The 23,159-nt window shown below is 40.2% G+C and carries 21 protein-coding genes, 1 pseudogene and 1 riboswitch; of the genes and pseudogenes, 3 read left to right on the top strand and 19 right to left on the bottom strand.

The window, feature by feature from the left end; all coding sequences use genetic code 11:
* From rpsA to HMPREF9243_RS06405, 5 genes are all read right to left on the bottom strand, one after another.
* The gene (gene rpsA / locus HMPREF9243_RS06385; RefSeq protein ID WP_013668927.1) at nt 1-1,323 is read right to left on the bottom strand and encodes a 30S ribosomal protein S1; all 1,323 of its coding nucleotides are present in this window, start codon (nt 1,321-1,323) and stop codon (nt 1-3) included.
* Between the two features lie 132 nt (nt 1,324-1,455).
* Nucleotides 1,456-2,121, bottom strand: coding sequence for a (d)CMP kinase (gene cmk / locus HMPREF9243_RS06390; protein WP_041706140.1), 666 nt, complete (start codon nt 2,119-2,121; stop codon nt 1,456-1,458).
* Nucleotides 2,122-2,160: 39 nt separating this feature from the next.
* Nucleotides 2,161-2,889, bottom strand: a complete 729-nt coding sequence (locus tag HMPREF9243_RS09995; protein ID WP_013669922.1) for a LysM domain-containing protein — start codon at nt 2,887-2,889, stop codon at nt 2,161-2,163.
* Between the two features lie 78 nt (nt 2,890-2,967).
* Nucleotides 2,968-4,446 (bottom strand): RecQ family ATP-dependent DNA helicase, encoded by a 1,479-nt coding sequence (locus HMPREF9243_RS06400; protein WP_013669612.1) that lies wholly within the window; start codon nt 4,444-4,446, stop codon nt 2,968-2,970.
* Nucleotides 4,440-5,444, bottom strand: coding sequence for a helix-turn-helix domain-containing protein (locus tag HMPREF9243_RS06405; RefSeq protein WP_013668467.1), 1,005 nt, complete (start codon nt 5,442-5,444; stop codon nt 4,440-4,442). The genes HMPREF9243_RS06400 and HMPREF9243_RS06405 overlap by 7 nt, the downstream gene beginning before the upstream one ends.
* Before the next feature lie 433 nt (nt 5,445-5,877).
* On the opposite strand from HMPREF9243_RS06405, the gene HMPREF9243_RS06410 reads away from it, so the two are divergent.
* Entirely contained in the window at nt 5,878-6,402 is a 525-nt protein-coding gene (locus tag HMPREF9243_RS06410) for a helix-turn-helix domain-containing protein (RefSeq protein ID WP_041706143.1), read from the top strand.
* A 101-nt stretch (nt 6,403-6,503) separates the two neighbouring features.
* Nucleotides 6,504-7,409 (top strand): hypothetical protein, encoded by a 906-nt coding sequence (locus HMPREF9243_RS06415; RefSeq protein ID WP_155811993.1) that lies wholly within the window; start codon nt 6,504-6,506, stop codon nt 7,407-7,409.
* A 149-nt stretch (nt 7,410-7,558) separates the two neighbouring features.
* Here HMPREF9243_RS06415 and HMPREF9243_RS06420 read toward each other — a convergent pair whose 3' ends face one another.
* From HMPREF9243_RS06420 to HMPREF9243_RS06445, 7 genes are all read right to left on the bottom strand, one after another.
* Entirely contained in the window at nt 7,559-8,149 is a 591-nt protein-coding gene (locus HMPREF9243_RS06420; RefSeq protein ID WP_013669995.1) for an ECF transporter S component, read from the bottom strand.
* A gap of 108 nt (nt 8,150-8,257) precedes the next feature.
* Nucleotides 8,258-8,376, bottom strand: a riboswitch (FMN riboswitch).
* 55 nt (nt 8,377-8,431) lie between these two features.
* Nucleotides 8,432-9,154: a pseudouridine synthase gene (locus tag HMPREF9243_RS06425; RefSeq protein WP_013669185.1), complete on the bottom strand. Its 723-nt coding sequence runs from the start codon at nt 9,152-9,154 to the stop codon at nt 8,432-8,434.
* Nucleotides 9,154-9,714: an SMC-Scp complex subunit ScpB gene (gene scpB, locus HMPREF9243_RS06430; protein ID WP_013669576.1), complete on the bottom strand. Its 561-nt coding sequence runs from the start codon at nt 9,712-9,714 to the stop codon at nt 9,154-9,156. Before scpB ends, HMPREF9243_RS06425 begins: the two co-directional genes overlap by 1 nt.
* Nucleotides 9,711-9,824, bottom strand: coding sequence for a hypothetical protein (locus tag HMPREF9243_RS11030; RefSeq protein ID WP_013668777.1), 114 nt, complete (start codon nt 9,822-9,824; stop codon nt 9,711-9,713). Before HMPREF9243_RS11030 ends, scpB begins: the two co-directional genes overlap by 4 nt.
* Before the next feature lie 26 nt (nt 9,825-9,850).
* The gene (locus HMPREF9243_RS06435) at nt 9,851-10,480 is read right to left on the bottom strand and encodes a ScpA family protein (protein ID WP_049776774.1); all 630 of its coding nucleotides are present in this window, start codon (nt 10,478-10,480) and stop codon (nt 9,851-9,853) included.
* Nucleotides 10,477-10,842 carry a hypothetical protein gene (locus HMPREF9243_RS06440; RefSeq protein ID WP_013668889.1) on the bottom strand — a complete coding sequence of 122 codons (366 nt, stop codon included), beginning with the start codon at nt 10,840-10,842 and terminating at the stop codon, nt 10,477-10,479. The genes HMPREF9243_RS06435 and HMPREF9243_RS06440 overlap by 4 nt, the downstream gene beginning before the upstream one ends.
* 166 nt (nt 10,843-11,008) lie before the next feature.
* The gene (locus HMPREF9243_RS06445) at nt 11,009-11,740 is read right to left on the bottom strand and encodes an NAD-dependent protein deacylase (protein ID WP_013669878.1); all 732 of its coding nucleotides are present in this window, start codon (nt 11,738-11,740) and stop codon (nt 11,009-11,011) included.
* Between the two features lie 134 nt (nt 11,741-11,874).
* Here HMPREF9243_RS06445 and HMPREF9243_RS06450 point away from each other — a divergent pair, with 134 nt between their 5' ends.
* Nucleotides 11,875-12,681, top strand: coding sequence for an FxLYD domain-containing protein (locus HMPREF9243_RS06450; protein ID WP_013669137.1), 807 nt, complete (start codon nt 11,875-11,877; stop codon nt 12,679-12,681).
* Nucleotides 12,682-12,816: 135 nt separating this feature from the next.
* Here HMPREF9243_RS06450 and xerD read toward each other — a convergent pair whose 3' ends face one another.
* From xerD to ruvB, 7 genes and pseudogenes are all read right to left on the bottom strand, one after another.
* Nucleotides 12,817-13,710, bottom strand: coding sequence for a site-specific tyrosine recombinase XerD (gene xerD / locus HMPREF9243_RS06455; protein ID WP_041706743.1), 894 nt, complete (start codon nt 13,708-13,710; stop codon nt 12,817-12,819).
* 10 nt (nt 13,711-13,720) lie between these two features.
* Complete coding sequence (locus HMPREF9243_RS06460) at nt 13,721-14,590, bottom strand: S1 RNA-binding domain-containing protein (RefSeq protein WP_013669477.1); 870 nt, start codon at nt 14,588-14,590, stop codon at nt 13,721-13,723.
* Between the two features lie 134 nt (nt 14,591-14,724).
* Nucleotides 14,725-16,512 (bottom strand): pyruvate kinase, encoded by a 1,788-nt coding sequence (gene pyk, locus HMPREF9243_RS06465; protein ID WP_013668589.1) that lies wholly within the window; start codon nt 16,510-16,512, stop codon nt 14,725-14,727.
* Between the two features lie 20 nt (nt 16,513-16,532).
* Nucleotides 16,533-17,519, bottom strand: coding sequence for a 6-phosphofructokinase (pfkA, locus tag HMPREF9243_RS06470; protein WP_013669379.1), 987 nt, complete (start codon nt 17,517-17,519; stop codon nt 16,533-16,535).
* Between the two features lie 89 nt (nt 17,520-17,608).
* Nucleotides 17,609-20,983: a DNA polymerase III subunit alpha gene (locus tag HMPREF9243_RS06475; protein ID WP_013669556.1), complete on the bottom strand. Its 3,375-nt coding sequence runs from the start codon at nt 20,981-20,983 to the stop codon at nt 17,609-17,611.
* Between the two features lie 88 nt (nt 20,984-21,071).
* A pseudogene (gene queA / locus HMPREF9243_RS06480) lies at nt 21,072-22,129 on the bottom strand (tRNA preQ1(34) S-adenosylmethionine ribosyltransferase-isomerase QueA).
* Nucleotides 22,104-23,141 carry a Holliday junction branch migration DNA helicase RuvB gene (gene ruvB / locus HMPREF9243_RS06485; RefSeq protein ID WP_013668472.1) on the bottom strand — a complete coding sequence of 346 codons (1,038 nt, stop codon included), beginning with the start codon at nt 23,139-23,141 and terminating at the stop codon, nt 22,104-22,106. Before ruvB ends, queA begins: the two are co-directional and overlap by 26 nt.
* Nucleotides 23,142-23,159 lie beyond the last annotated feature (18 nt).

Here is a 23,159-nt window from a genome sequence, read left to right on the forward strand (position 1 = left end):
CTAATCTTCTGAAGAATCGTCAAGATTTAAGTCTTTTAGTTGGTCACCTAAAAGATCAGCGAATGAGAAGCCTGTGTCTTCGTCATTGCTACTTTGAGATGCTTGTGAACGTTTTGCTTGAGCCGGTTTGTTACGACGGTTATTTGCTTGGCTCTTACGTTCGCGACGTGGAGCTCTTTGTTCGTCTTTGTCGGACTCAGAACGTTCTGGAGCTTCTTCAAGCGCTTTGATTGATAAAGATAGACGGTGTTCTTCTGGATTTACATCAAGCACTTTGACTTTAATATCTTGGCCTTCTTCAAGTTTATCCGAAGGATGGTTGACATGTTCATGAGAAATTTGTGAAATGTGAACTAAACCTTCAACGCCAGGGAAAACTTCTACGAAAGCACCAAAGTCTACAATTCGGCGTACCACACCATCAAGTTCAGCGCCTTTAGGAGCTTTTTCTTCAATATCTTCCCAAGGACTTGGAGTAGCTGCCTTAGTAGATAAGGAGATACGATCACGGTCTTCATCGATTGACAAGATCTTCACCTTAACAGTTTGGCCAACTTCTAATTCATCAGAAGGATGGTTAACATGGTGGTGAGCAATTTGTGAAATGTGAACTAAACCATCAATACCACCTAAGTCAACAAAAGCACCAAAGTTAGCTAAGCGAGCGACAGTTCCTTCAACAACTTCGCCTTCTTCAAACTGTGCTAATTTTTCGGCACGTTCAGCTTCAGCTTGTTCACGAGCAATTTCTTTATGGGAAAGAATTAAACGGTTTTCTTGAGGATTAATTTCCACAATTTTCACTTCTAATTCTTTGCCTTTATATGGTGTGAAGTCACGTACAAAGTGGTCTTCAACCATAGAAGCTGGGATGAAGCCACGAACGCCAGCATCAACCACTAAACCGCCCTTAACAACTTTTGTTACTGGAACAGTAATGGTTTCTTCATTTTCAGCTTTTTCTTCTAATTCTTTCCAAACTTTCTTTTGTTCTAAACGACGACGAGAAAGTAAGAAAGTTCCGTTTTCTTTATCTTTAATGTGTTTTACAACCACTAATTCGAGAGTATCACCTACATTAGCGATTTCAGTGACATCATCAACATGGGAAGATGACAATTCACGGAAAGGTACGACCCCTTCAACACCAGCGCCTTCAATACCAACAATTAATTGATTGTTTTCATCAATGGTTAATACTTCTCCTGTTACCGTATCACCAATTTTCACTTCTTTTGTTTCTGCAAGCATATCCTCCATAGAAGGCATTTCTTCATTTGCCTCTACTTCGTTATTTGCTTGTTGTTCAAACTCATTTGTCATAAACTTATATCCTCTCCTGTAAATAAAAGTACTAACCATCGACACTTTGGTCAATGAATACCCTTCGATTATAACATGTTAATTTAAATAAGACAAATTTCTTAAAGCTTTTTTTAGATTTATCTTATTTATTTATTCTTTTTCCTCAATTAGACTCAATATCTTTTCTTCAACCTGGTCTAAATTCAAATCAGAACTATCAATAACAATAGCATCCCCAGCTGCTTTTAAGGGGCTATTTTCACGATGGGCATCGTAGTAATCACGAGCTTCAATTGCCTCAGTTAATTCTTCAATTGTTTGTTCGGATAGTCCTTTAGCCTGATTTTCTAAGAATCGTCTCTTCGCTCTAACTGCTGCTGAAGCGGTGAGAAAAATCTTAAGATCGGCATCAGGCAATACCACGGTTCCAATATCACGACCATCCATCACTAAGCCAGTATGGTTTCTAGCCCAACTTTGTTGTCGTTCAACCATAGCCTGGCGAACTCGGTCGATCGCAGAATAAGCAGAAACCGCTTGGGTAACATGGTCTTGACGGATTGCCTTAGTCACATCCCGTCCATTAAGGAAGATCTTTTGGCCTTCAGAGTCCGTCTCAAATTGAATATCGATACTTGCTAATAGGTCATTAAGTGCTGGTGAGTTTTCAGCTTCAATCTGTCCTTTTAAGGCCAAAAGAGTTACACAGCGGTACATGGCACCCGTATCCAAGTAAACATAGTTTAAACGTTCAGCCAATCGTTTAGCGATGGTACTCTTTCCCGAAGAAGCGGGGCCGTCAATAGCAATGTTAATTTTTTCATTTTCTACTCCTCAATTACTCAACCTTCGCGCCTATTGGTAGACCCGAAGAACCGTACCCGGTGCGATCGGTGAATTGGCATGTAAGCCGTTTAATTCCAGTAATTGATTCAGAGTCATTCCATGGTTAACCGCTATCCGATAAAGGTTATCTCCAGCAGAAACTTGATAACTTCCTACATTTTGATTTTGATTGGTATTTTGTTGATTTTGGTTTCGACTCGCTTGTTGACGGGATTGCTCTTGGGCAGCTGCTTGTTGTTGGGATTGTTGAACGGCTTGGGATTGTTCAGCTGCTTGACGGGCTTCCTGGGCAGCTTGTTGAGAAGCTTGAGCTGCTTGTTGGCTTTCTTCTTGTTTTTTACTTTCTTCTGCTTGTTTTGATTCCTCCGCCTTCTTGCTTTCTTCTTCGGCTTGTTTTTGGGAATCATTTTCAGACTTAGACACCATCACTTGGTCCACATTCATGCTTTCTGGTTGTTTTTGTTGGTTGCCGTAAATAATATAGGCTGCATAAGGGATCAAAATAAACAAGAGTCCTAGAGCAATCAAGACCTTGACCGTTGGAGATACACCCTTTTCCTTTTTATTTCTGGAAGACCGTGAATATTGACGGTTCTTCAAATTTTCGTACTCATCGGCCGAACTCGTCTCTGGTCCTGCTTCAACTTCCTCTTCTAAATTAGCATTTTCTTCCTCAACTGCTGGCTCTTCTTTTTTCCATTTATTTTTAAACTGATTCCAATTGTCCTTGAATGCCATGATTATTCCTCCTTTATTACTAGAAAATTGTAGCATTTATTAGGCAAAATGTCAGTATTTTCCTTAGTTAAACCATTGCTAACTAAGAAATAAGACATTAAGTCGCGCCCGCCAATCCTTCAACACTTTTTCTTTGGGATTCACCAAGCGATTAGGGGCCAAGGTCAGATATTCCTTAAAAGTTGCCGTATCTTCAAAGTCAGCCTGACAATGCGAGCAACAAAAGCGATTAGTACTTATCCTTTCCTTGGAAAAATGACTTAGCAAGTAACGACGATAACAGCTCTTTAAGGTGAGGTATTGAATCATTTGTTCGATTTCATTTTTCTTTATTTTTTGATAGTTTTGAAAGTCTTTCTGAATCTGCTCCTTATCCTGCGGTGAATAATTATAGTAAAAATAAGTGATTAAATTTTGGATTTGCTCCTCAAGTGCTAAGAAAGGCTGACTTTGCAAAAAACCAGCCCACTTGTAAGCCTGATTTAATCCTTGATAAAAAGGCACAGCTTGAGCGTCAATTTGCTCTTTAAAATAATTTAAACGGCTAATTTCTTGGGGATTAGAATAAAGTAATACCAAAGCCTCTTGGCCGTCACGACCACATCGGCCACTCTCTTGCAGATAGTCAGCTAATGATTGCGGAGCATGATAGTGAATAACAAAGCGTACATTGGCCTGGTTAATCCCCATGCCAAAAGCAGATGTGGCTAAAATCGCGTCAAGATGTCCCTTTTGAAATTGCTCTTGGACTTGCAAGCGCTCCTCACTAGTCTTGTCAGCATGGTAGCTGGCGAGCTTTAGCTGGCTGCTCGCTTTTAAATCTTGGTAAAGTTCTTCCAACTCCATTTTATTGTGGACATAAATGATTCCCGGCTTTGGTAAGGTCTCAAGCAAGGAATTAAGATGGAGAAACTTGTCCTTTTCATTAAGCTTCAATTGACCATAGAACAAATTAGGACGGTCCAAGGGGCATTGGACTTGCTGATAGCTTTCCCAATCACTAAACAAATGCTGGGCAATCTCTGCTAGTGTATTTTGACTAGCACTACCGCTCAGGGCTAGGGTTAAAGGATGATTTAAGGCTTGGCGAAATTGTCTGAGGGCACTGTACTCCGGGCGAAAATCATAGCCCCATTGAGAAATACAGTGCGCTTCATCAATGACCATCAGTTTGATAGCAATTTGCCTTAAGCGCCGTAAGACAGCGGGTTGGGAGAGCATTTCTGGTGACATAATAATAAATTGAAAGTCATGGAGATGATGAAGTAACCAGTTTTTTTCTTGTTTACTTAATTGACTAGTTATTGCCACACTTGCTTTAAAACCTAGTGCCTGCAACTGACTAACTTGGTCTTCCATCAATGCCAACAAAGGGGAGATAAGCAAAATGGGACCGGGATTTAAATACTGGTAGATCTGATAAATCAATGACTTGCCGCCAGCAGTAGGTAAAATACCAATCGTGTTTTCTCGCTTCTGTAAGTGGAGTAAAATTTCCTTTTGCCCAGGGCGAAAAGACTGGTAACCAAAGTGAGTCGCTAAGAGATCTTCTAACATCTTACTTGCTCCTTTCTGGCCTCTTTCACTTGCATCATTTGATAATAACGGTAAAGCCAATAAGGCGCTTTAGGAAAAGCCTTCTGAAAACTTTCAAAGTGATTATAAGCAAGCGACCAATCAATCTTCTTTAAATCTGCGCCGAACAAGTCACTGGCTTCCTGGGCTAAAACTTCTGGACGAGAAAGCATAATGTCCACATAATGATCGGCTATGGTAGAAACTTTTAAATGACGGTTTTTAGCAATTTTTTCTAATGAATAGCCCTGTTTAATATAACCATAGCTCACATTAGCGGAATCTGACCAAGGAGGATAGGGGGCAATAAAGCTTTCAAAAAAGCTTTTTAAGAGGGGGTAAGTATCCGCGGATAGAACTGTGATCATGAGGCGATCAATTAAACTACTATAGTACAAATGGCATTGGTCTAAAGTAAAATGATAACGACTTGCTAATTCTTCATAAGTCAGCGCTGGCAAGTCAACATAACCGATCCGAGCCAATAACATATCGGCCTGCTCCAGTGGCCAAGCAGCTAAAATTGCTTCTAATTCCTGGCCTAGTATAGTCGCTAACTCCTTTTTACGATACTTTTTTTGCGTCCAAGCAAAGAAGCACTTGACCTGGTATTGAATTTGAGCACTTTGTGTAAGGGGTTGGTAGCTTTTTTCACCATGGCTAGCATTAGCTAGAGCTTGAAAGAATAAGAGTAGACTAGTCTGTATAGCCTGGTGGTTAGCTTTTGGAAATAGCCCCTGCCGGTATTTTAGACCAGCCAATAAAGTTTGCATATCAGTCTCTGGCTCATGATCAACCTGGCCTAACTTTTCCCAGCTTAACTTGGATAATTGAGGACATAAGTTAAATAAGAATAAGAGCTGGTGACTATAGGCGTAAAACAAGCTAGAGGGTGTGCGTTTACCAATAAGAATTTGATAAAGTGTATTTTGATTCAAGTCTGCTGTGCCTTTCTTGACTTCAGCTAAGAGTTCTAACATCTTTTCACCCCTCATTGTCTATTTTCACATTCATTATAGCGAAGACCTACGAAAAAGGAAAAAGAAGAGGCAGATGAAAGACCAATCGAAATAAATCCTATTAATTTTATCTATTTAACTCACCATTACTGATCAATACGACTTTGTAATTCTTACTAAGTCTGATCTCAATAATTTAGCCTTTATTTAATTTTTGGGATAGCTATCCCAAGGATTGTATATTAAAAATCAAATTCTTATGTTTTAATGTAATAAGACTATTTGTTTTTACGCATCAAGACTGCATGTGTATCATAACTGTTTTTCTAAAAAGCAAGACCACTATTTAAAAAGACATTTACTATCAACATGATTGAGATTAAAAACAAAAAGGACGACTGGATAATTTTCCAAGTCGTCTTTAATTTTTCTTACAGAAGGGAGTAATATTTAAATGGATACATCAACAGACCAAACAATGGCCAAGCTACTGAGTAAATTAGACCAGCGGCGCTTAAATATTATCAAATACCTCATTAGCAGTGATCAAGAAATGGTGGCCATCAAAGAATTAAAGAACCATTTTAATTGTTCATCACAGACAATAATTTCTGACTTAAAGCAACTCATTCTCATTTTTCCCGACAAACTACAGTTTGAAATGAAATATAAATACATCAAATTAGTTGCTTCTACCCCGCCTCAGCTTAATGCATTTTATCCTTACTTTTTTAGCAATAGTATTTATTTCATTTTAATACGAACCATTTTCAGTCAAAAAATTTACTATATTTCTTATATGTGCGAAAAGTTATTCGTTAGTCGGTCTACTCTTTATCGCATCATTGATTCCATTAACCAATTTTTTACCAGTTATTATCCAAGTCTCAGTCTCACCATGAACCCCTTTACTATTGAGGGTCCCGAACGTGAGGTAAGGAAATTTTATTACGATTTTTTGAATTTGGTTACCAGTTAACCCAATGGCCTTTTAATGAGGTGAGTCATCAGGATATTAACAAAATCTCCCTCTACTTAAGGCACTCCATGCCTAGCCTAGGACTTTATAGTAGTCACCCCTTGTTCCCCATTATTCTTGCCATCAATTTAATTCGTTATAAGCATAAAGACCTGGTCCAAGACGGTTACTTACCAAGGGACCTATCGAGCCTACAAGAATCCTTAACCGCCACAAAAGCCCAATTTACTATCTTTGATATCGAGTATCGCCTAAAAATATCCATCAATTCTGAAGCCGTCCGTCAACTCTTAGTCGGTCTAGCACCACACACCACCTACTTATCTATCCAAGCTTTAAAGGAAGAAATTCGTTCTTCAAATGATCATTCTCAAGCCATCGCTAACTTCTTTAAAGAATTGGATCAACTAACGACCAGCCAGCAATTAAGTCCTTTAGACCAAGATAAGAAGGATCTGTTGCTTTTATTACTCTATAATTGCTGCCAGGATAAGCTCGATGTAAAGGAAAATGAAAATTATTCTAAGATGCAGTTGACTGCTTTAGAAATCAGTAATTTAAAGGAAAAATGGGAACTCATCCTTCCCGGCTTTAACGCCCGTCTACAGCCAATTCTAGAAAGTTTTCAATCCTATTTCAGTAAAGGGCTAATGGCCAAACGTACGGCTATTATGTTTTCTTATGTCTATTCATTTTATCCCTTAACAATCAATCATTTTTATAAGGACTATAAACGCCTAAATATCGCGGTTTATACCGGTCGTTCTTACAGCACTGGAGAAATCTGTGGAAAACTCCACCTGTTTTTTGGCTCATTAATTGAGGTCACCCCCATCACAGATACTTACTTTATGGAAGACCTAGACCATTCAAGGATTGATATTTTATTAACCACCTACCCCTTATTTAATCTTAAGGTCATAACCATTCATACAATAAAGGATGATCTAACGACTGAAGATTTAGGTTGGATTTACCAAATGATTAACCAACTCAAATTTTCCTAAAGTCCAGGAAGAAGAATGCCATCTTCACAACACGAAACATATAAAAACACCAGCTTAAGAAGTTAAGCAAGTATTAGCTTCTCATTAAGCTGGTGTCTTTTTTATTTCAATGGCAAGGGATTTACCTAGCGAATAATAATTGCCCTGAACTAAACTAAACGCCGCTTAGCCACAGGTAAGGCAGCCGATAAAACAATAAAGTTAGCTATCGAAATAATCAGACCCTTGAGTAAATTAAAGGGAACTATGCCATAAAGAATATATTCCTGCATGTTAGGAATTTCGAAATTCATCACAGCCATATAGAAGGGAGTAATGACATAGTAGTTAGCCAAAGAAAGGACAAACGTCATTAATACGCTACCGATTGCAAAAGCAAAGCAGACTTTGACATAGTACTTAGCCGTTTCAACTTGTTTGCTCAAACGAAGATCATAATTACGTAAAATATAGTAAATTGGCAAGCAATAAGAAAGAGTAGCTATGAAAGAAGCCATATCTCCGATTGGGTAACCTGCATTGCCACCTGTTTGCATATAGTGTAAAAAGTTCCGTACAAAAGCAGCCCCTGCACCACTCCATGGACCAAACAAAAAGGTGGTGAATAGGATCGGTACATCAGAAAAATCGACCTTTAAGAAAGGTATAGCAGGCAATATCGGAAAAGAAAACATCATAAGGATAAAGGCAATAGCCCCCATAACTGCGGTAACAATTAACTGACGTGTACTTGTTTTCATAACAATTTCCCCTTTCTTCTTCTCAGTCAGGGTTAATTGTTATTTCTTGAAAATAAAAAATTCCTTTCACCGAAAGTCTTCAATGAAAAGAATTAATTAGTAAGTATTTACTATCTTCTCCCATTCTGACTTTACAGTCGGTACTAGAATTTCACTAGTTCTATCAGCTCACTGATTCGCGGACTATCACCGCCGATCGGGAATCTAACCCTGCCCCGAAGATTTCATTTATTTAATTTTACAGATAAATTATAACCCTATTATAGGAGAAATGCAAGCGTTTTATTTTTGTAAGGCATATTGTTTTAAACGCTCAACTTCAGCTTTTAATAATGGCCGGTATTCACCCACTCCTAGACCTTCAGTCGTTAAAAAGCCATAGCGTTCGCGGTTCAAACGTTTTACGGGATGGCCAACTGCTTCAAGCATCTTACGGACTTGACGATTACGTCCTTCATGAATTGTCAACTCAACGGTTGCATTTTCCTTAGCAGCCTTATTTTTCCGAATGCGTGCCCTAGCCTTAGCGGTTTTCTGCCCGTCTATCACTAGACCTTCTTCTAAGCGCTTAAGAGCATCAGGGCTAGGATAGCCCTTTACCTTAGCCACGTAGACCTTATCAATTTCGTAACGAGGATGCATTAATAAATTGGCAAATTCCCCATCATTGGTTAAAAGTAAGACTCCGGTCGTATGATAATCTAAGCGCCCGATAGGATAAATACGTTGGGGGATCTCTTTAAAATAATCAACCACTACTTTTCTGCCCTTATCATCAGCAACAGAAGAAATGACCCCATCCGGCTTATTAAATAAGTAGTAAACGGGTTCTTCTTTATATATAGGCACCTGGTCAACTTCAACGAGGTCCTTCTTGGTGACCTTAGTGCCGAGTTCAGTAACCACCTGGCCGTTGACCCGCACCCGGCCAGCAAGGATTAATTTTTCGGCATCGCGTCTCGAAGCCACACCAGCATGGGCAATGACCTTTTGTAATCTTTCCATTATTTATCTCCTTCTTCATCAAATAAGCCCTTATCTTCCTCATCTTCAGGTAAAAGCGATGATATATCAGGGAGGTCAGCTATTGAATTCAATCCAAAATATTGATAAAAATAATTAGTTACTTGGTAAAGAATCGGACGCCCAGGACCTTCTTTTCGCCCTACTTCTTCAATCAAGTCATGCAATAAGAGGCGTTTAATCATAGCTTGCGATTGAACTCCCCTGATTTCATCAATTTCTAATCGGGTAATTGGGCCTTGGTAGGCAATCACTGCCAAGGTTTCCAAGGCTTGTTGGGACAGCTTCAAAGCAAAGGGACTGACTGCATATTTTTGGATTAAGTCAGCATAGATCTTTTGAGTCAGTAATTGATAGCGCCCCCCTAGACATACTAATTCTAGCCCCCGCTGACTATCAGTTTTTAATTTTTTGTCTAAGTTCCATAAACTATACTGGACCTTTTCTTTAGAAAGATCTAAAAGATTAGCTAGTTCCTCTAGGCTAAGGCCTTCCTCACCAGCAACAAATAATAAACTTTCGCAAGCACCCTCAATGGTCAATCCCCATCATCCTTCTTTTGTATGCTTATATCTGCAGCAATCTGATCCTGCTGGATAAGTAATTTTCCTTGTTTAACTAATTGTAACAGAGCCAGAAAATAAGTCACCACTTTCTCTCTGTTAGGCTGATTCGAACTCAGCAAATAAAAAAGGACAAGTGGTCTGACTCTTGGTCCAAGGCTTCTTCGATACTCGTAATCGCCTCATCAATTGTAAAAGTTTCCCCTTTTACAGTTCTTTCTAGTGGTTGTTCCTGCTTCAAGCGTAAAAACATTTTTTTAAAGGCCGATAAGAGGTCTTCACTGCTTACTTCGTTTTCAGGCAAGGGTACAACGGCTTGTAAATCCGAGAGGTCACTGGCCTCTTTAGAGTAACTCAAAGACCGGTCAGCTTGTTTTTCTTCTAAGATAGCTGAGACAGCCTTATATTGCTTATAGGTTAGTAATTGTTGGACCAAATCGGCTCGTGGATCGTCTTCCTCTTCTTTTTCCATAGCTTTTTTGGGTAAGAGTAATTTAGTCTTAATTTCAATTAAACTGGCCGCCATAATCAAATAGTCACTGGCTAGTTCCAAGTCCCTTTTTTGGTGGCGGTGAATTGTTTCTAAATATTGGTTGGTGATATCAACAATGGGAATGTCAAAAATATCAACTTCCATCTGCTTAATTAAATGCAAAAGCAAATCTAGCGGCCCCTCAAAAGCCGCTAGATCGATGTGTAATTCATCATTAGAAGTTTCAGTGTTTTCTTGCTTAGTTTTATTCATAAACCTTCCTCATCGTGATGAATGATATGTGGCATGGTACGTTGCTCATGTAAGGCCCATCCTTTTAAGATATCAGACATAGCTAGTGAGCCGCTAATGGTATACATAGGAAATTCCTGGGTTAAAGCAGTCAGCATGGCATAGGTAATCTCATTTTGGTCGAAAGAAGGATTAACTGAGCTATAACGTACTAATACTAATTCTTTTTCCTCATCTTGGTCAAAACCAATAATACCGACAATATTATCGGTTTCTTCATCACGCCATAAATAGAGTTGACGTTTACCTGTTTTTATACGCTTCATTTCTGCCATCAAGTCATCCATAGACTTATAGGCATCTAGATAAGATAATAAACCCATAACTACTTTCTCATAATTTGAAATGTATGGAATTAGCATAACTCACCTAACCTCTCTTAAAGATTCTATGGTTCATAGACTATCACAAACGCCCCAAAAAGAAAATACTCACTTTTCTAAGCAAATATCCAATACCATAAAATAGAAAACTTTTTGAAAAAACATCTTAAATATCTAAGGCCTTAAATACTTTGGTTAAGGAGTCCTCAAAGACCAACGTATCTTTTCTATCCACTTGAATCTTTGTTTTATTAATGACTGCTAAATAAGAGCCATTAAAATAATCAATTAAACCAGCGGCAGGATAGACTCTTAAAGAAGTCCCCGCAACGATCATCAAGTCCGCTTGCTCAATGGCTCTAACCGCCCCTAATATCTCTTTTTGATCGAGTGCCTCTTCATAAAGAACGACATTAGGACGTACGATGGCCTGGTCAAAGCTGCATCGTGGGATCCCTTGATCATCTTTTTCTAAGTCTTCTGTCCGATAGTGTCGTTTACATTTTAGACAGTAATTATCCCAGACATTGCCATGTAATTCATAAACTTTTTGACTTCCCGCCTCTTGGTGAAGACCATCGATATTTTGAGTGACAATGGCAACTTCTTTCCCCTTAGCTTCTAAATCAGCTAAATAGCGGTGACAGGCATTGGGTTTAGCATCTGGATAAACTAAATGATCAAAGTAATAGTCAAAAAATATTTGGGGATATTTCTCAAAGAAAGAATGTGAAATAATTTCTTCTGCACTGACCTGATATCCAGAATCTTGCATAAATAAACCATCCGCAGAACGAAAATCAGGAATGCCACTTGCTGTGGATACTCCTGCTCCTCCAAAGAAGACGATCCGATCACTTTCATAAATCATATTTTTTAAAGTTTCGATCTTATTCATTACCAGCCCTCCTATAGTTCTATTGTATCAAAGTTTAGCATGATCTTCGAATGGCTTTTCCCTTCATTTCTTTTCTATGCCTATTAAAGTAATGATATAATAATATCAACTTAAATGTAGAAAGGACCTATTTAATGAAGCCATTCAAGAAAATCATTGCCTTGGCCTGCCTCTGTGCGACCTTATTCTTTCTAAGTGCTTGCTCTTCGCAAAACAAAACCGATGACCTATTTTTTAGTGATCTCTTTACCACTTGGCAAAAGAAACAGGAAGCAGCTAGCCAAGTAGATAAAAATAGTGACAATGCCGGTAGTCAAGCTCTCATCAATTCCTTCAATACTGAGTGGGAGGAAATGAAAAAGTATCAAGACCAAAGCTTTAAAGATAAAGATTTAGAAAATAAGGTGAAGAACTACTTAAATGAATTAAAAGCTTGTGTGGATGCTTTGAACCAAGAGCCGGCTACTATCGATAGTCAGACTGCTTTTAATGATCATTACCGGAAGCGAATTGATATCCTGAAAGACTTATCCCAAGATTCACGCTTTATCATTCAAGCAGAAGCTTTGGAAGAAATTGACGCAGATAAAAATTCCAAGGCCCTTGAAGAGGCTAAAGAAAATCTTGACTTCCGTAAAGCAGCCTATTCTCAACTTGAAGAGGATTTAAATAATTTACAGTTCACTGTTGACCAAGCGGCAAGTACTGACCAAAGCATTGTCATGACAGGGACATTAACTAACCATGCCAAAGCTGACTTGGTGAATTTAGGGATAACCATTAAATTTGTCGATGCTGACCAAAAAGAGTTAGCTTCTGATACTTGGAAGACTGACCGACTCAAACAAGGTGAAAGTCAAACTGTAACCATTAAGAATACCGCTCCTCAAGCAGCTCACATCCAAATCGAATTGAATGACGGCCTGTCTATTGAAAAATAATATCAATCTCAGAGGATAAATAAATGCTGATAAGGTCTATTTCGGATACTTAGCGAAGACATCTTAAAAGAGTCACCACTACAGAAAGAGCCTGGGACTTTTGTCCCAGGCTCTTTTGACTTTTGTCACACTCTCCTATGCTCTCGGAAAAGTTTTTTTATAAATTTCGCGCATATGTTGCGAATGGATGTGGGTATAAATTTGCGTGGTAGAAATGTCAGCATGGCCCAGGAGTTCTTGAACCACTCTTAAGTCTGCCCCATTTTCCAATAAGTGGGTTGCAAATGAGTGCCGCAAGGTATGGGGGCTGACTTCTTTTGTTATCCCAGCAGCTTGGATATATTGCTTGAGCTTCTTCCAAACCCCCTGCCGACTAAGGGGACGTCCGTGATGGTTCAAATAAATCATCCCTTGAGATTGGTCATTTTCTCCCAAGAGTTTGAGGCGGCTCTCTTTGAGATAAGTCTGTAGCCAATCTTTGGCCACTTCTCCAAGAGGAATGATGCGCTCCTTGTTGCCCTTACCAATCGTTTGGAGAAAGCCGAGATCTTCGTGAAAATCACTAATTTTTAAATGGACCAATTCGCTTACCCGCAGTCCACTCGCGTAAAGTAACTCTAATAAACTACGATCTCGCAAGCCAAGGGTCGAATTGACGTCCGGCATTTCTAACAAACGATCAACTTCTTCAACACTTAGCACTTGAGGGAGCTGCTGTTTCTTCTTAGGCAAGGAGATATTTTCCACCGGGTTTTCTTCAATCACTGAGTCCAAAATCAAATATTTAAAGAAGTGACGTAGGGTCGATAAATACTGACTCATGGTTGAGACTGCCCGACCCTTTTGGTTTAAATTTTCTAGCTGTTGGATAATATCCTGGCGTTTGACGGCTTGAATATCCTCAATCCCCGCTTCAGACAAAATCATTTGAAATTGATTTAAAACATTATGGTAAGTTTTAATGGTATTTTCCGAAAGGCCTTGTTCTACCCGTAAAGCAATTAAAAAATCCTCAATCAAATCATTGATAGTCAAAAAATCACTTATCCTTTAAAGTTATCCCATCTTCATTTTGTTCAATTCGCTGAGTTTTCATCAGGTGGCCCAAGGCACGTTTAAATTGGGCCTTAGAAATATTAAAGGCTGATCGAATCGCATTGGGGTCACTCTTATCGTTATAAGGCAAAAAGCCCTCAGGAGTACGTTTTAAGACTTGATAAATCATTTCGGCATCATCATTGATTACTTCGAAAGCACGTGGCTTTAGGGATAAGTTTAGATTTCCATTTTGACCGATACCAATAACCCGAGCTTCCACCTCTTCTCCTAGGCGGGGCTCTACTTCCCATTCACTGGGGTGAATAAAAGCCAAGTAGTAATCCTCTGTGATTAAGTGGCTCCCATTCAGTTTACACTGGTAAACCCGAGCTTTTTTGACTTGATTAATCCAACGCTTTTCATTTCCCTTAACTTTACTGGTTAAAGACTGGACAACCACAGAATCGGCTAGCTTAGCCCATTGCCTGTCCTTACGATCTACGGATAATTTCACATAGAGCTTATCGCCCTTTTTAGGCCAAAGCCCTGTTTCACTGGGTAACTCATCCATAGACAGGACCATATCCTTATCTGGAAGGCCAATATCTAAAAAGACACCTAGATCATGGCGAACTTGGGTGACCTCAGCCCAGCCATAGGTATTTTGTCGACTCTCGGGGAAATCTAGAGTCGCTTTGGCTTGATTTTTTTGATTAGTATAGATAAACACTGGGATTTCTTGTCCAATATTCAGCGATTTTATCTTATCACTGGGGTTTAATTCAAAGGTCTTTCCCTCGAACTGGACATAATAATTCTTTGCATTATAGTCACTCACTCTAGCAGAGACTACACTAGCTAGTTCTTTCATTTACTGGTCTCCTTCATATCGATTTCTTTAAGTATAGCATAGACGCGGCCCTCCCCAAATGAATTGCCAGAAGGCCTATAGGGAAAAATAAAAAAGCCAGTACCTAATAGGCACTGACTTCGTCTCGTTCAGGCTTAGATAGTCGTCGTGGCACCATCATAAACCATACCGCGACGTGCATCCAAGGTAATCAATTGGCCTTCTTCAAGAATGTTCGTCGCATCTTTAGCATTAACGATAACCGGAGTCCCGGTATTGACACTCATTACAGCAGCATGGCTAGTTAGTGTGGCGTTTTCTACAATAACAGCCCCTGCCTTCTTAATGGCTTCATTATAGCGTTCATCAGTTGTAGAAACCACTAAGATGTTATCATGGTTAGCTTTTTCAATGGCTTCTTCTGGGCTTTGAGCTTTAACCACGTGTCCAATGACTGATTGATTTCCTAGCCCTTGAGCTTCAATCAAACGTTCACCAATCATTTGAATCTTCATCAAGTTGGTGGTCCCTGTTTCCCCAACCGGTACACCAGCTGTAATAAGGATAAGGTCGCCATCTTTAGCGTAGTCTTCTTCTTTAGCAATTTGGGTGGCAAGTAAGGTCATTTCATCGGTAGATGCCGGTTTTTCAATGACCATTGGAACCACACCACGGCTAAGTAATAACTTATGCGCACGACTTTCAGAGAAGGTAAGCGCTAAGATCATGGCATTAGGACGGTACTTAGAAATTAAACGAGCAGTATGACCTGAATTTGTTGCAGCAACGATGGTTTGAATATTCAAATTGCGAGCTGTATGGGCAACAGATTGGGCAATGGCTTCAGAAACATCACTGTTTTGATATTCTTTAAGGGCTTGTTGGGCTTGACCACGTAATTCGCTTTCACGTTCAGTAGTCATAGCGATACGGGTCATGGTCTTAACGGCTTCAAGTGGGTAGTCACCAGCAGCTGTTTCACCGGATAACATAATCGCATCGGTACCGTCTAGAATGGCATTAGCAACGTCAGAAGCTTCAGCCCGGGTTGGACGTGGGTTACGTTGCATAGAATCTAACATTTGGGTAGCAGTAATAACTGGTTTACCAGCCGCATTACACTTACGGATTAATTCTTTTTGAACAACTGGCACCATCTCAGTTGGTATTTCTACCCCTAGGTCACCACGGGCAACCATTAAACCATCAGAAACTTGCAAAATCCCGTCAATATTATCTACCCCTTCTTGGGTTTCAATTTTAGGGATAATTTGAACTGTTTCGTTCCCGGTTTCTTCTAAAATTTCGCGAATCTCTAAAACATCTTCTGGCTTACGAACAAAGGAAGCAGCGATAATGTCAATTCCATTTTCTAGGCCAAAACGAATGTCGGCTTCATCTTTTTCAGTGATACCAGGTAGGGATACGGAAACGCCAGGAATATTAACCCCCTTCTTGTCTTTGATTAAACCACTATTTTCCACAACAGTGGTAACAATTCCCTTATCAAAGTCAATGTCAGTAACACGTAAATCAACTAAACCATCATCAATGAGAATATGAGAATCAACATGAACATCATTAATTAATTGAGGATAAGTGACTGAAATCATGTCTTGGGTTCCTTCAACTTCAGTCATAGAAATTTTAACGGTTTTACCCTTTTCTAAGAAAACCGGAGCATGGTCCTTCATGTTATGGGTACGAATTTCAGGACCCTTGGTATCTAGCATAACCGCAATCCGTTTTCCAGCTTCACGTTCCACTTGGCGAATTGCTTTGATGCGGGCTAAGTGTTCATCGTGGTCACCGTGAGAAAAGTTCATCCGGGCAACGTCCATACCTGCTTTAGCCAGTTCGACTAGGGTTTCTGGATCTTCTGAAGCAGGTCCAATCGTACATACAACTTTGGTTTTCTTTAATAATTTCATATCAAATGGCATTTCATTTTCTCCTTTTATTTTTAAGACCAAACTGAGGTTTCTTGGTTAAGATCATAGAGATATTTATTGAGCGTATTACGTTTTTGACGGTCGTCTTTTTTCTCTAGGGCATTTTCAATGTCGGTATAGACAATTTTATTATCTACAATTCCCATACATATTCCAGATTGACCCTTGCTTAAAGCTTCAACCGCTGCATGTCCTAAAGAAGTTGCTAACATACGGTCCTTAGCGCTTGGTGATCCTCCACGTTGAACGTGTCCTAATACGGTAGTCCGAATGTGGTAATTTCCATATTCATCCAGTAAATCAGCAAATTTATAGCCTGGCATAACGCCTTCAGCTAAAACAATGAGGGTATGCTTCTTACCCTTTTCACGTCCTTGATTAATTTGGTCAACGACCTCTTGGATATCAAAATTAATTTCTGGAATAATCACTTGGTCAGCACCACATCCAATGCCAGACCATAAGGCGATATCTCCAGCATGCCGCCCCATTACTTCAACCACAAAAGTCCGCATGTGGCTTTTGGCGGTATCTCTTAACTTATCCAAAGCTTCTAGGGCAGTGTTGCATGCCGTATCAAAACCGATGGTAAAGTCAGTACCAGGAATATCATTATCGATTGTTCCAGGAATACCAACCGTTGGGAAGCCACGTCGTGACAAGGCTAAAGCCCCTTGGTAGGACCCGTCTCCGCCAATGACAACCAAGCCGTCAATTTCATGACGTTTTAATTGTTCTAAGGCTTTGAGTTGGCCTTCTTCCTCTGCAAATTCAGGGTAGCGGGCTGTAAACAGAATCGTTCCGCCACGCGAAGATAGGGTGGAAACATCAGCAGCAGTCATTTGGAAAATATCTCCATCTGCTAAGCCACGGAATCCATAACGTACCCCATAAGCTTCGTTACCATCAAAAATGATCTTACGTACGATTGCGCGGATCGCAGCATTCATGCCAGGAGCATCGCCACCGCTTGTTAAGACCGCAATTTTTTTTGCCATATAAATCTTATCCTTTCTTTTCCCTTCACGTCATATAATATCATGTTTCTAAGCTGATTACTAAGGGTTTTCCTATTAAAACGATTTCATTAATAAAGAACATTCTCAGAGCCGTAAATTTTTCTTAATTCTTGAATGACTTCGGGGCGGGCTTGAACAGCAAAGCACTCACCCAATTGATATTTTTTCTGTTCTTTGGCCATGGTGAAAGTTAATTTAACCCTGCCGTGATACTGGTTGATAAGAGCAAGGAGGTCTGCTTTTTTCTCACTCGCCAGCTGGCTACTTGCCACGCGAATGTTTATTGTTTGAATCGAGTTCAGTCGTTTCCTTTCCAATTCAGTGAGTAACTGATGATTTAAGGGTTGACACTGGTCTAAAACCACTTGCAAGCCCTGTTTCCTGGTCTGAGTCTTGCCTTGGACAAGGACTTGCAGGCCTTCCCTTATGTAGGCAGCAAAATCAATATAAGCTTTAGGAAAAGCAATCACCTCAACTTCACTATGCTCATCACGCAAAGTTAAGAAAGCCATGGGCTGGTTCTTTTTCGTTTGAATTCTTTTCACCTTGACAATTTCTCCAATAATCGTCACCTGACTTTTATCGCTTAACTTATTGATGGGTTGAATTTGACCATTTTGGTAGTAAGGACGGTAGTCACTATATAATTCGACGCTAATGGACTGACCCAGGGTTTCTTGCTCCCCCTCCAAAAGAAGACGATCATCATACTCATTCAAATGCTTAATTTCAGGAGCATAAAGCTCGCGATTCTCCTGATTGAACAAGGAAAGTTGCTGGTTGTTGCTTCCGCCAAATAAGTTCACCGCTTCTAGTAACTTTGGTAAAGCCTCTTCTATTAAGGTGCGGCGATTATATCCAAAGCTGTCCAAAGCTCCCGCAAGCGCTAATTTTTCCAGATTGTCAGCCTTTGAATAGTTTTTTGGCAGGCGTTGAATAAAGTCTCCCAATGACCGATACTGCCCCCCATTGAGCCGTTCCTGGACAATGGCTGTGGTAAAGTTTCGCATCAAGCCACGAATATCAGCAAGACCGAGTAAAATATGCTGGTCATCAACTACCTGCATGGTTGTATATGACCGGTTGACATCGGGGAGTTGGAGCTTAACTTGGCAAAGACTAGCCTCATAAGTTAATTGCTGACCCTTAGTCTCATAAATCTTATGTTGCAAGAGATTCCCATAGTAAAAGGCGGCCGGATAGTGAACCTTTAGCCAGGCCATCTCATAAGCTAAATAGGAATAAGCATAAGCATGTGACTTGTTAAATCCATAATCAGCAAAAGCTTCAATGTAGGAATAAATTTTTGGGGCAACGCTTTGGCTGTAGCCCTTAGCAACAGCTTGGCGGATAAATTTCGCCTGTAAGCGGTCCATGGTTGCCTTATCTTTCTTACTGATCGTCCGCCGTAAGATATCAGCTTCTCCCAAAGAAAATCCAGCAATTTTTTGGGCAACTTGCATGACTTGTTCCTGATAGACAATAATCCCATAAGTTTCCTTCAAGATACCTTCTAAGTCCGGATGGGGGTAAGTAATCGGCTCCTTACCATGTTTACGATTGACAAAGTGATTAATTTGTTGCATGGGACCTGGCCGGTAGAGTGCATTTACTGCTGCAAGGTCCGCCATTGAACTTGGCTTCACTCGCCTCAAGACACGGCGAATCCCATTCGATTCAAATTGAAAGACACCCAAGGTATTGGCTTGACTAAAGACACGATAGACCGATTGATCATTACGAGGAAAGTCTATAGGACGTAAGCGACTTTTGCTGATTTTTTCCGCTGCTCTGACACTATTGGCTAAAATCGTTAAGTTACTTAAACTCAAAAAGTCAATTTTTAATAAACCAATCCGCTCAATTTCATGCATGGTGTATTGGGACTGGTGAATGGAATGGTTAAGGGCAGCCTGTAAGGGGATAAAATCGGTCAAGTCTTGGTCACTGAGAATAACCCCTGCCGCATGGGTAGAGACGTGGCGAGGCAAGCCTTCAATCTTTTTAGCGGTCTGAAACCAGAGCTGGCCATCCTCCTCTTCTGCTATATATTGTTGGAGTTGGCTGGAACTTTGATAAGCTTCTTCAAGAGTCTGATTTTGCGAGCTAATGGTATTGGCCCAACGGCTCATAGTCGCTTGACTCTTATTAAAAGCATTACCGACGTCCCTGATGGCCTTGCGGGCAGCAAAGGTACCAAAGGTAGAAATTTGAGCCACGTGGTCACTACCATATTTGTGATAGACATAATTCAAAATATCCTGGCGCTTATCATCAGGAAAGTCCAAATCAATATCCGGCATCGACTGGCGTTCAGGATTAAGAAAACGCTCAAAAAGTAAATGATTTCTTATAGGGTCTACATCGGTAATAAAGAGACAATAAGCTACCAAGGAACCCGCAGCAGATCCTCGACCTGGTCCGGTCATAATATGCTTCTTATGAGCATAATCCATCACGTCCCAAACAATGAGAAAATAATCATTGAAGCCCATTTGATCAATAATGGAAAGTTCGTAATCCAAGCGCTCTCGGTAACTTTGCTCATTACCCACCCGCTTAGACAGACCTTGATAGGCTAAATCTTTGAGAAATTCCTTACTACTTTGCCCTGATTCAATGGGATACTTGGGCAAAAGCGCTTGGTCAAACTGAATGTCTAAATGAACCCCATCAAAAGCCTCTGACACTTGGTCAAAAGCCTTAGCTAGTCCCTTGTTTTGGTAGGATTCTTGATAAGACGCTAGACTCCTTAGAAAAAACTGCCCTTCTGCCCCTGCTTTTTCTCGGTAATTATCTAGAGGCTGATTGACTTCAATAGCAGCTAATACATCCTGGGTAAAGACATCATTTTTTGACAAATAAGCCAACTTTGACTGAGCGATCAAGGGAATCTGACTTTCCTTAGCCAGGTCTTCCAAGGCTGCTTGATGGTAGAGATAAGATTCATCAACCCCCATATATAAGTCAGAAGCCTTGAAGATTTCCCGTAATTTATCTAAGAAGGCAGCGGCCTCTTCTTCACGCTGTTGCTTGAGAAAATGCATATGTGGGCCATTATTAGCTTCTATGATAGTGATCCAATTGCGGTGGTTGTTAAAGATAAAGTCTCTAACCGCCTGATAATCAATTGGCTCTTGGCTTTTAATTAAGGAACTTAAGCGCATAAGAGAGCGGTAGCCTTGATCATTTTTAGCATAAATCAGCCACTCTTCTTGGTCACGCTGGTCAGGACGTTGAATTGAAACGGTCATTCCAATTAAGGGATTGATGTCATAATGCTTACAATAATTATAAAAATCAATCACCCCATACATCACATTGACATCACTTATCGCTAAGTTTTGATAGTCTAAGGCTTTGGCCGCTTCGACATAATCCTTTACCGGCATGGGACTCTTTAAAAGCGTATAGGATGTATTCACATTTAGGGGTGTAAACACGATAGACCAACTCCTTTTAACATGATAAAAACCATCAGTTTAGCCAGCTTATTTACATATAATCACCGCTTACTGATGGTAAAGACACTTATTTTTCTATGTATTGCGGACCGCGGACAAACATGGCATCCCCAAAAGAAAAGAATTGATACTTCTCCTCGACCGCATGACGATAGGCGTTAAGCACAGGTCTCTTCCGGCAAAAGCAGCCACCAACATTACTAGGGTTGATTTAGGTAAATGGAAGTTGGTAATGAAATGATCGACCACAGTAAACTTAAAACCTGGATAAATGAAAATATCAGTCCAGCCAGAATCTGCTTTCACTTGGCCATCAAATTTTTGACCAATAGTCTCTAAAGTACGAATACAGGTTGTCCCGCAAGCAATGACATGGTGACCATTTGCTTGGGCTTGACTTATCATTTCAGCATTTTCTGGATCTAAGCGATAAAATTCTGAATGCATTTGGTGGTCACTCAGATCTTCTTCATTCACTGGTCGAAAAGTTCCCAAACCGACATGGAGGGTCAGATAAGCAATCTTAACCCCTTTTTCCTGTAAGCTCTTTAGATAGTCCTCAGTAAAGTGTAAACCCGCTGTCGGGGCTGCTGCCGAACCATTCACTTTAGCATAAACTGTTTGGTAGCGGTCTGGATCGGTTAATTTGTTCTTAATGTAAGGTGGCAGAGGCATCTCTCCTAGACTCTCTAAAATCTCTAAGAAAATCCCATCATAATAAAATTCCAGCAGGCGACCACCACCATAGTCAAGTGTTTCTTTGATTTCAGCTTTCAAGCGGCCATCGCCAAAGCTAAGCCTTGTGCCGGCTTTCAAGCGTCGTCCTGGTTTAACCAGGGTCTCCCAAAGGTCGCCTTCCACATTGTTTAAGAGTAATACTTCAACGTGGCCACCTGTCGCTTCTTTTTCGCCGTAAAGACGGGCCGGTAAGACCCGAGTATTATTTAAGACTAAGACATCCCCTGCTTCAAACTCCTCTTCAATAGCTGAAAACATCTTATCCTGGTAGTGGCCATCTCTAGCATTCAAACATAAAAGTCGACAGTTTAAGCGATCCTTAGTGGGACTTTGGGCAATGAGTTCTTCTGGTAAATCATAATCATAATCTGTCGTTTTTAAGGTCATCCTCGTTCTCCTCTTTATCAATTCCTAAATGTTGGTAGGCCTTAGCCGTGGCCATACGCCCTCTAGGTGTGCGTTGTAAAAAGCCCATTTGAATTAAATAAGGTTCATACATATCTTCAATGGTTTCTTTTTCTTCTGATAAATTAGCCGCAATAGTAGATAAGCCTACCGGCCCACCTTGATAATAGAAAATAATAGTCTCTAAGATGCGTCGGTCAAGATCATCTAAACCAGCCTTATCAATTTTTAAAATACTTAGGGCTCTTTCAGTGATTGCTAAATCAATAATTGCATTGGTATTATATATTTGAGCAAAGTCTCTGACTCGCTTCAATAAGCGGTTGGCAATCCGAGGGGTGCCACGCGACCGTAAGGCAATTTCATAACTTGCTTCATCTTCAATGGTTACCTCAAAAATCTGGCTACTCCGCTTAACGATTTCTTGTAATTCATCCACCTTATAATAACGCATATGCTGGATGATACCGAAGCGGTCCCTTAAAGGAGCAGATAAGCTCCCAGCCCTAGTCGTGGCTCCTACCAAGGTAAATGGAGGCAGATCAAATTGAACCGCGTGGGCTGAACTCTCTTGGCCAACAATAATATCAACACGAAAGTCCTCCATGGCACTGTAGAGCATTTCTTCGACATTGCGAGGCAGGCAGTGGATTTCATCGATAAATAAGACATCTCCAGGGGCCAGTTCGTTGAGTAAAATTAAAAGATCACCCGTTTTTTCAATGGCTGGACCGCTACTGGTCTGCATATTGACCTGCATTTCATTACTAATGACATTGGCTAAGGTGGTTTTCCCTAATCCTGGCGGCCCGTACAATAAGACATGATCTAAAGATTCAGTCCGCTGTCTAGCAGCATGTATATAAACAGAAAGTTCATGTTTAGTTTCTTCTTGGCCAATGTAGTCTTTGAGAAGTTGCGGTCTTAGGCTAGCTTCCATGTCTTCTTCTTCAAAAAATTCTTCACCACTTTGAAGCCTTTTTTCATTAGACATTATCATAACTCCTCACTA

Source organism: Aerococcus sp. Group 1 (assembly GCF_000193205.1).
In the GTDB taxonomy this organism is placed as follows: Bacteria; Bacillota; Bacilli; order Lactobacillales; family Aerococcaceae; genus Aerococcus; species Aerococcus urinae_A.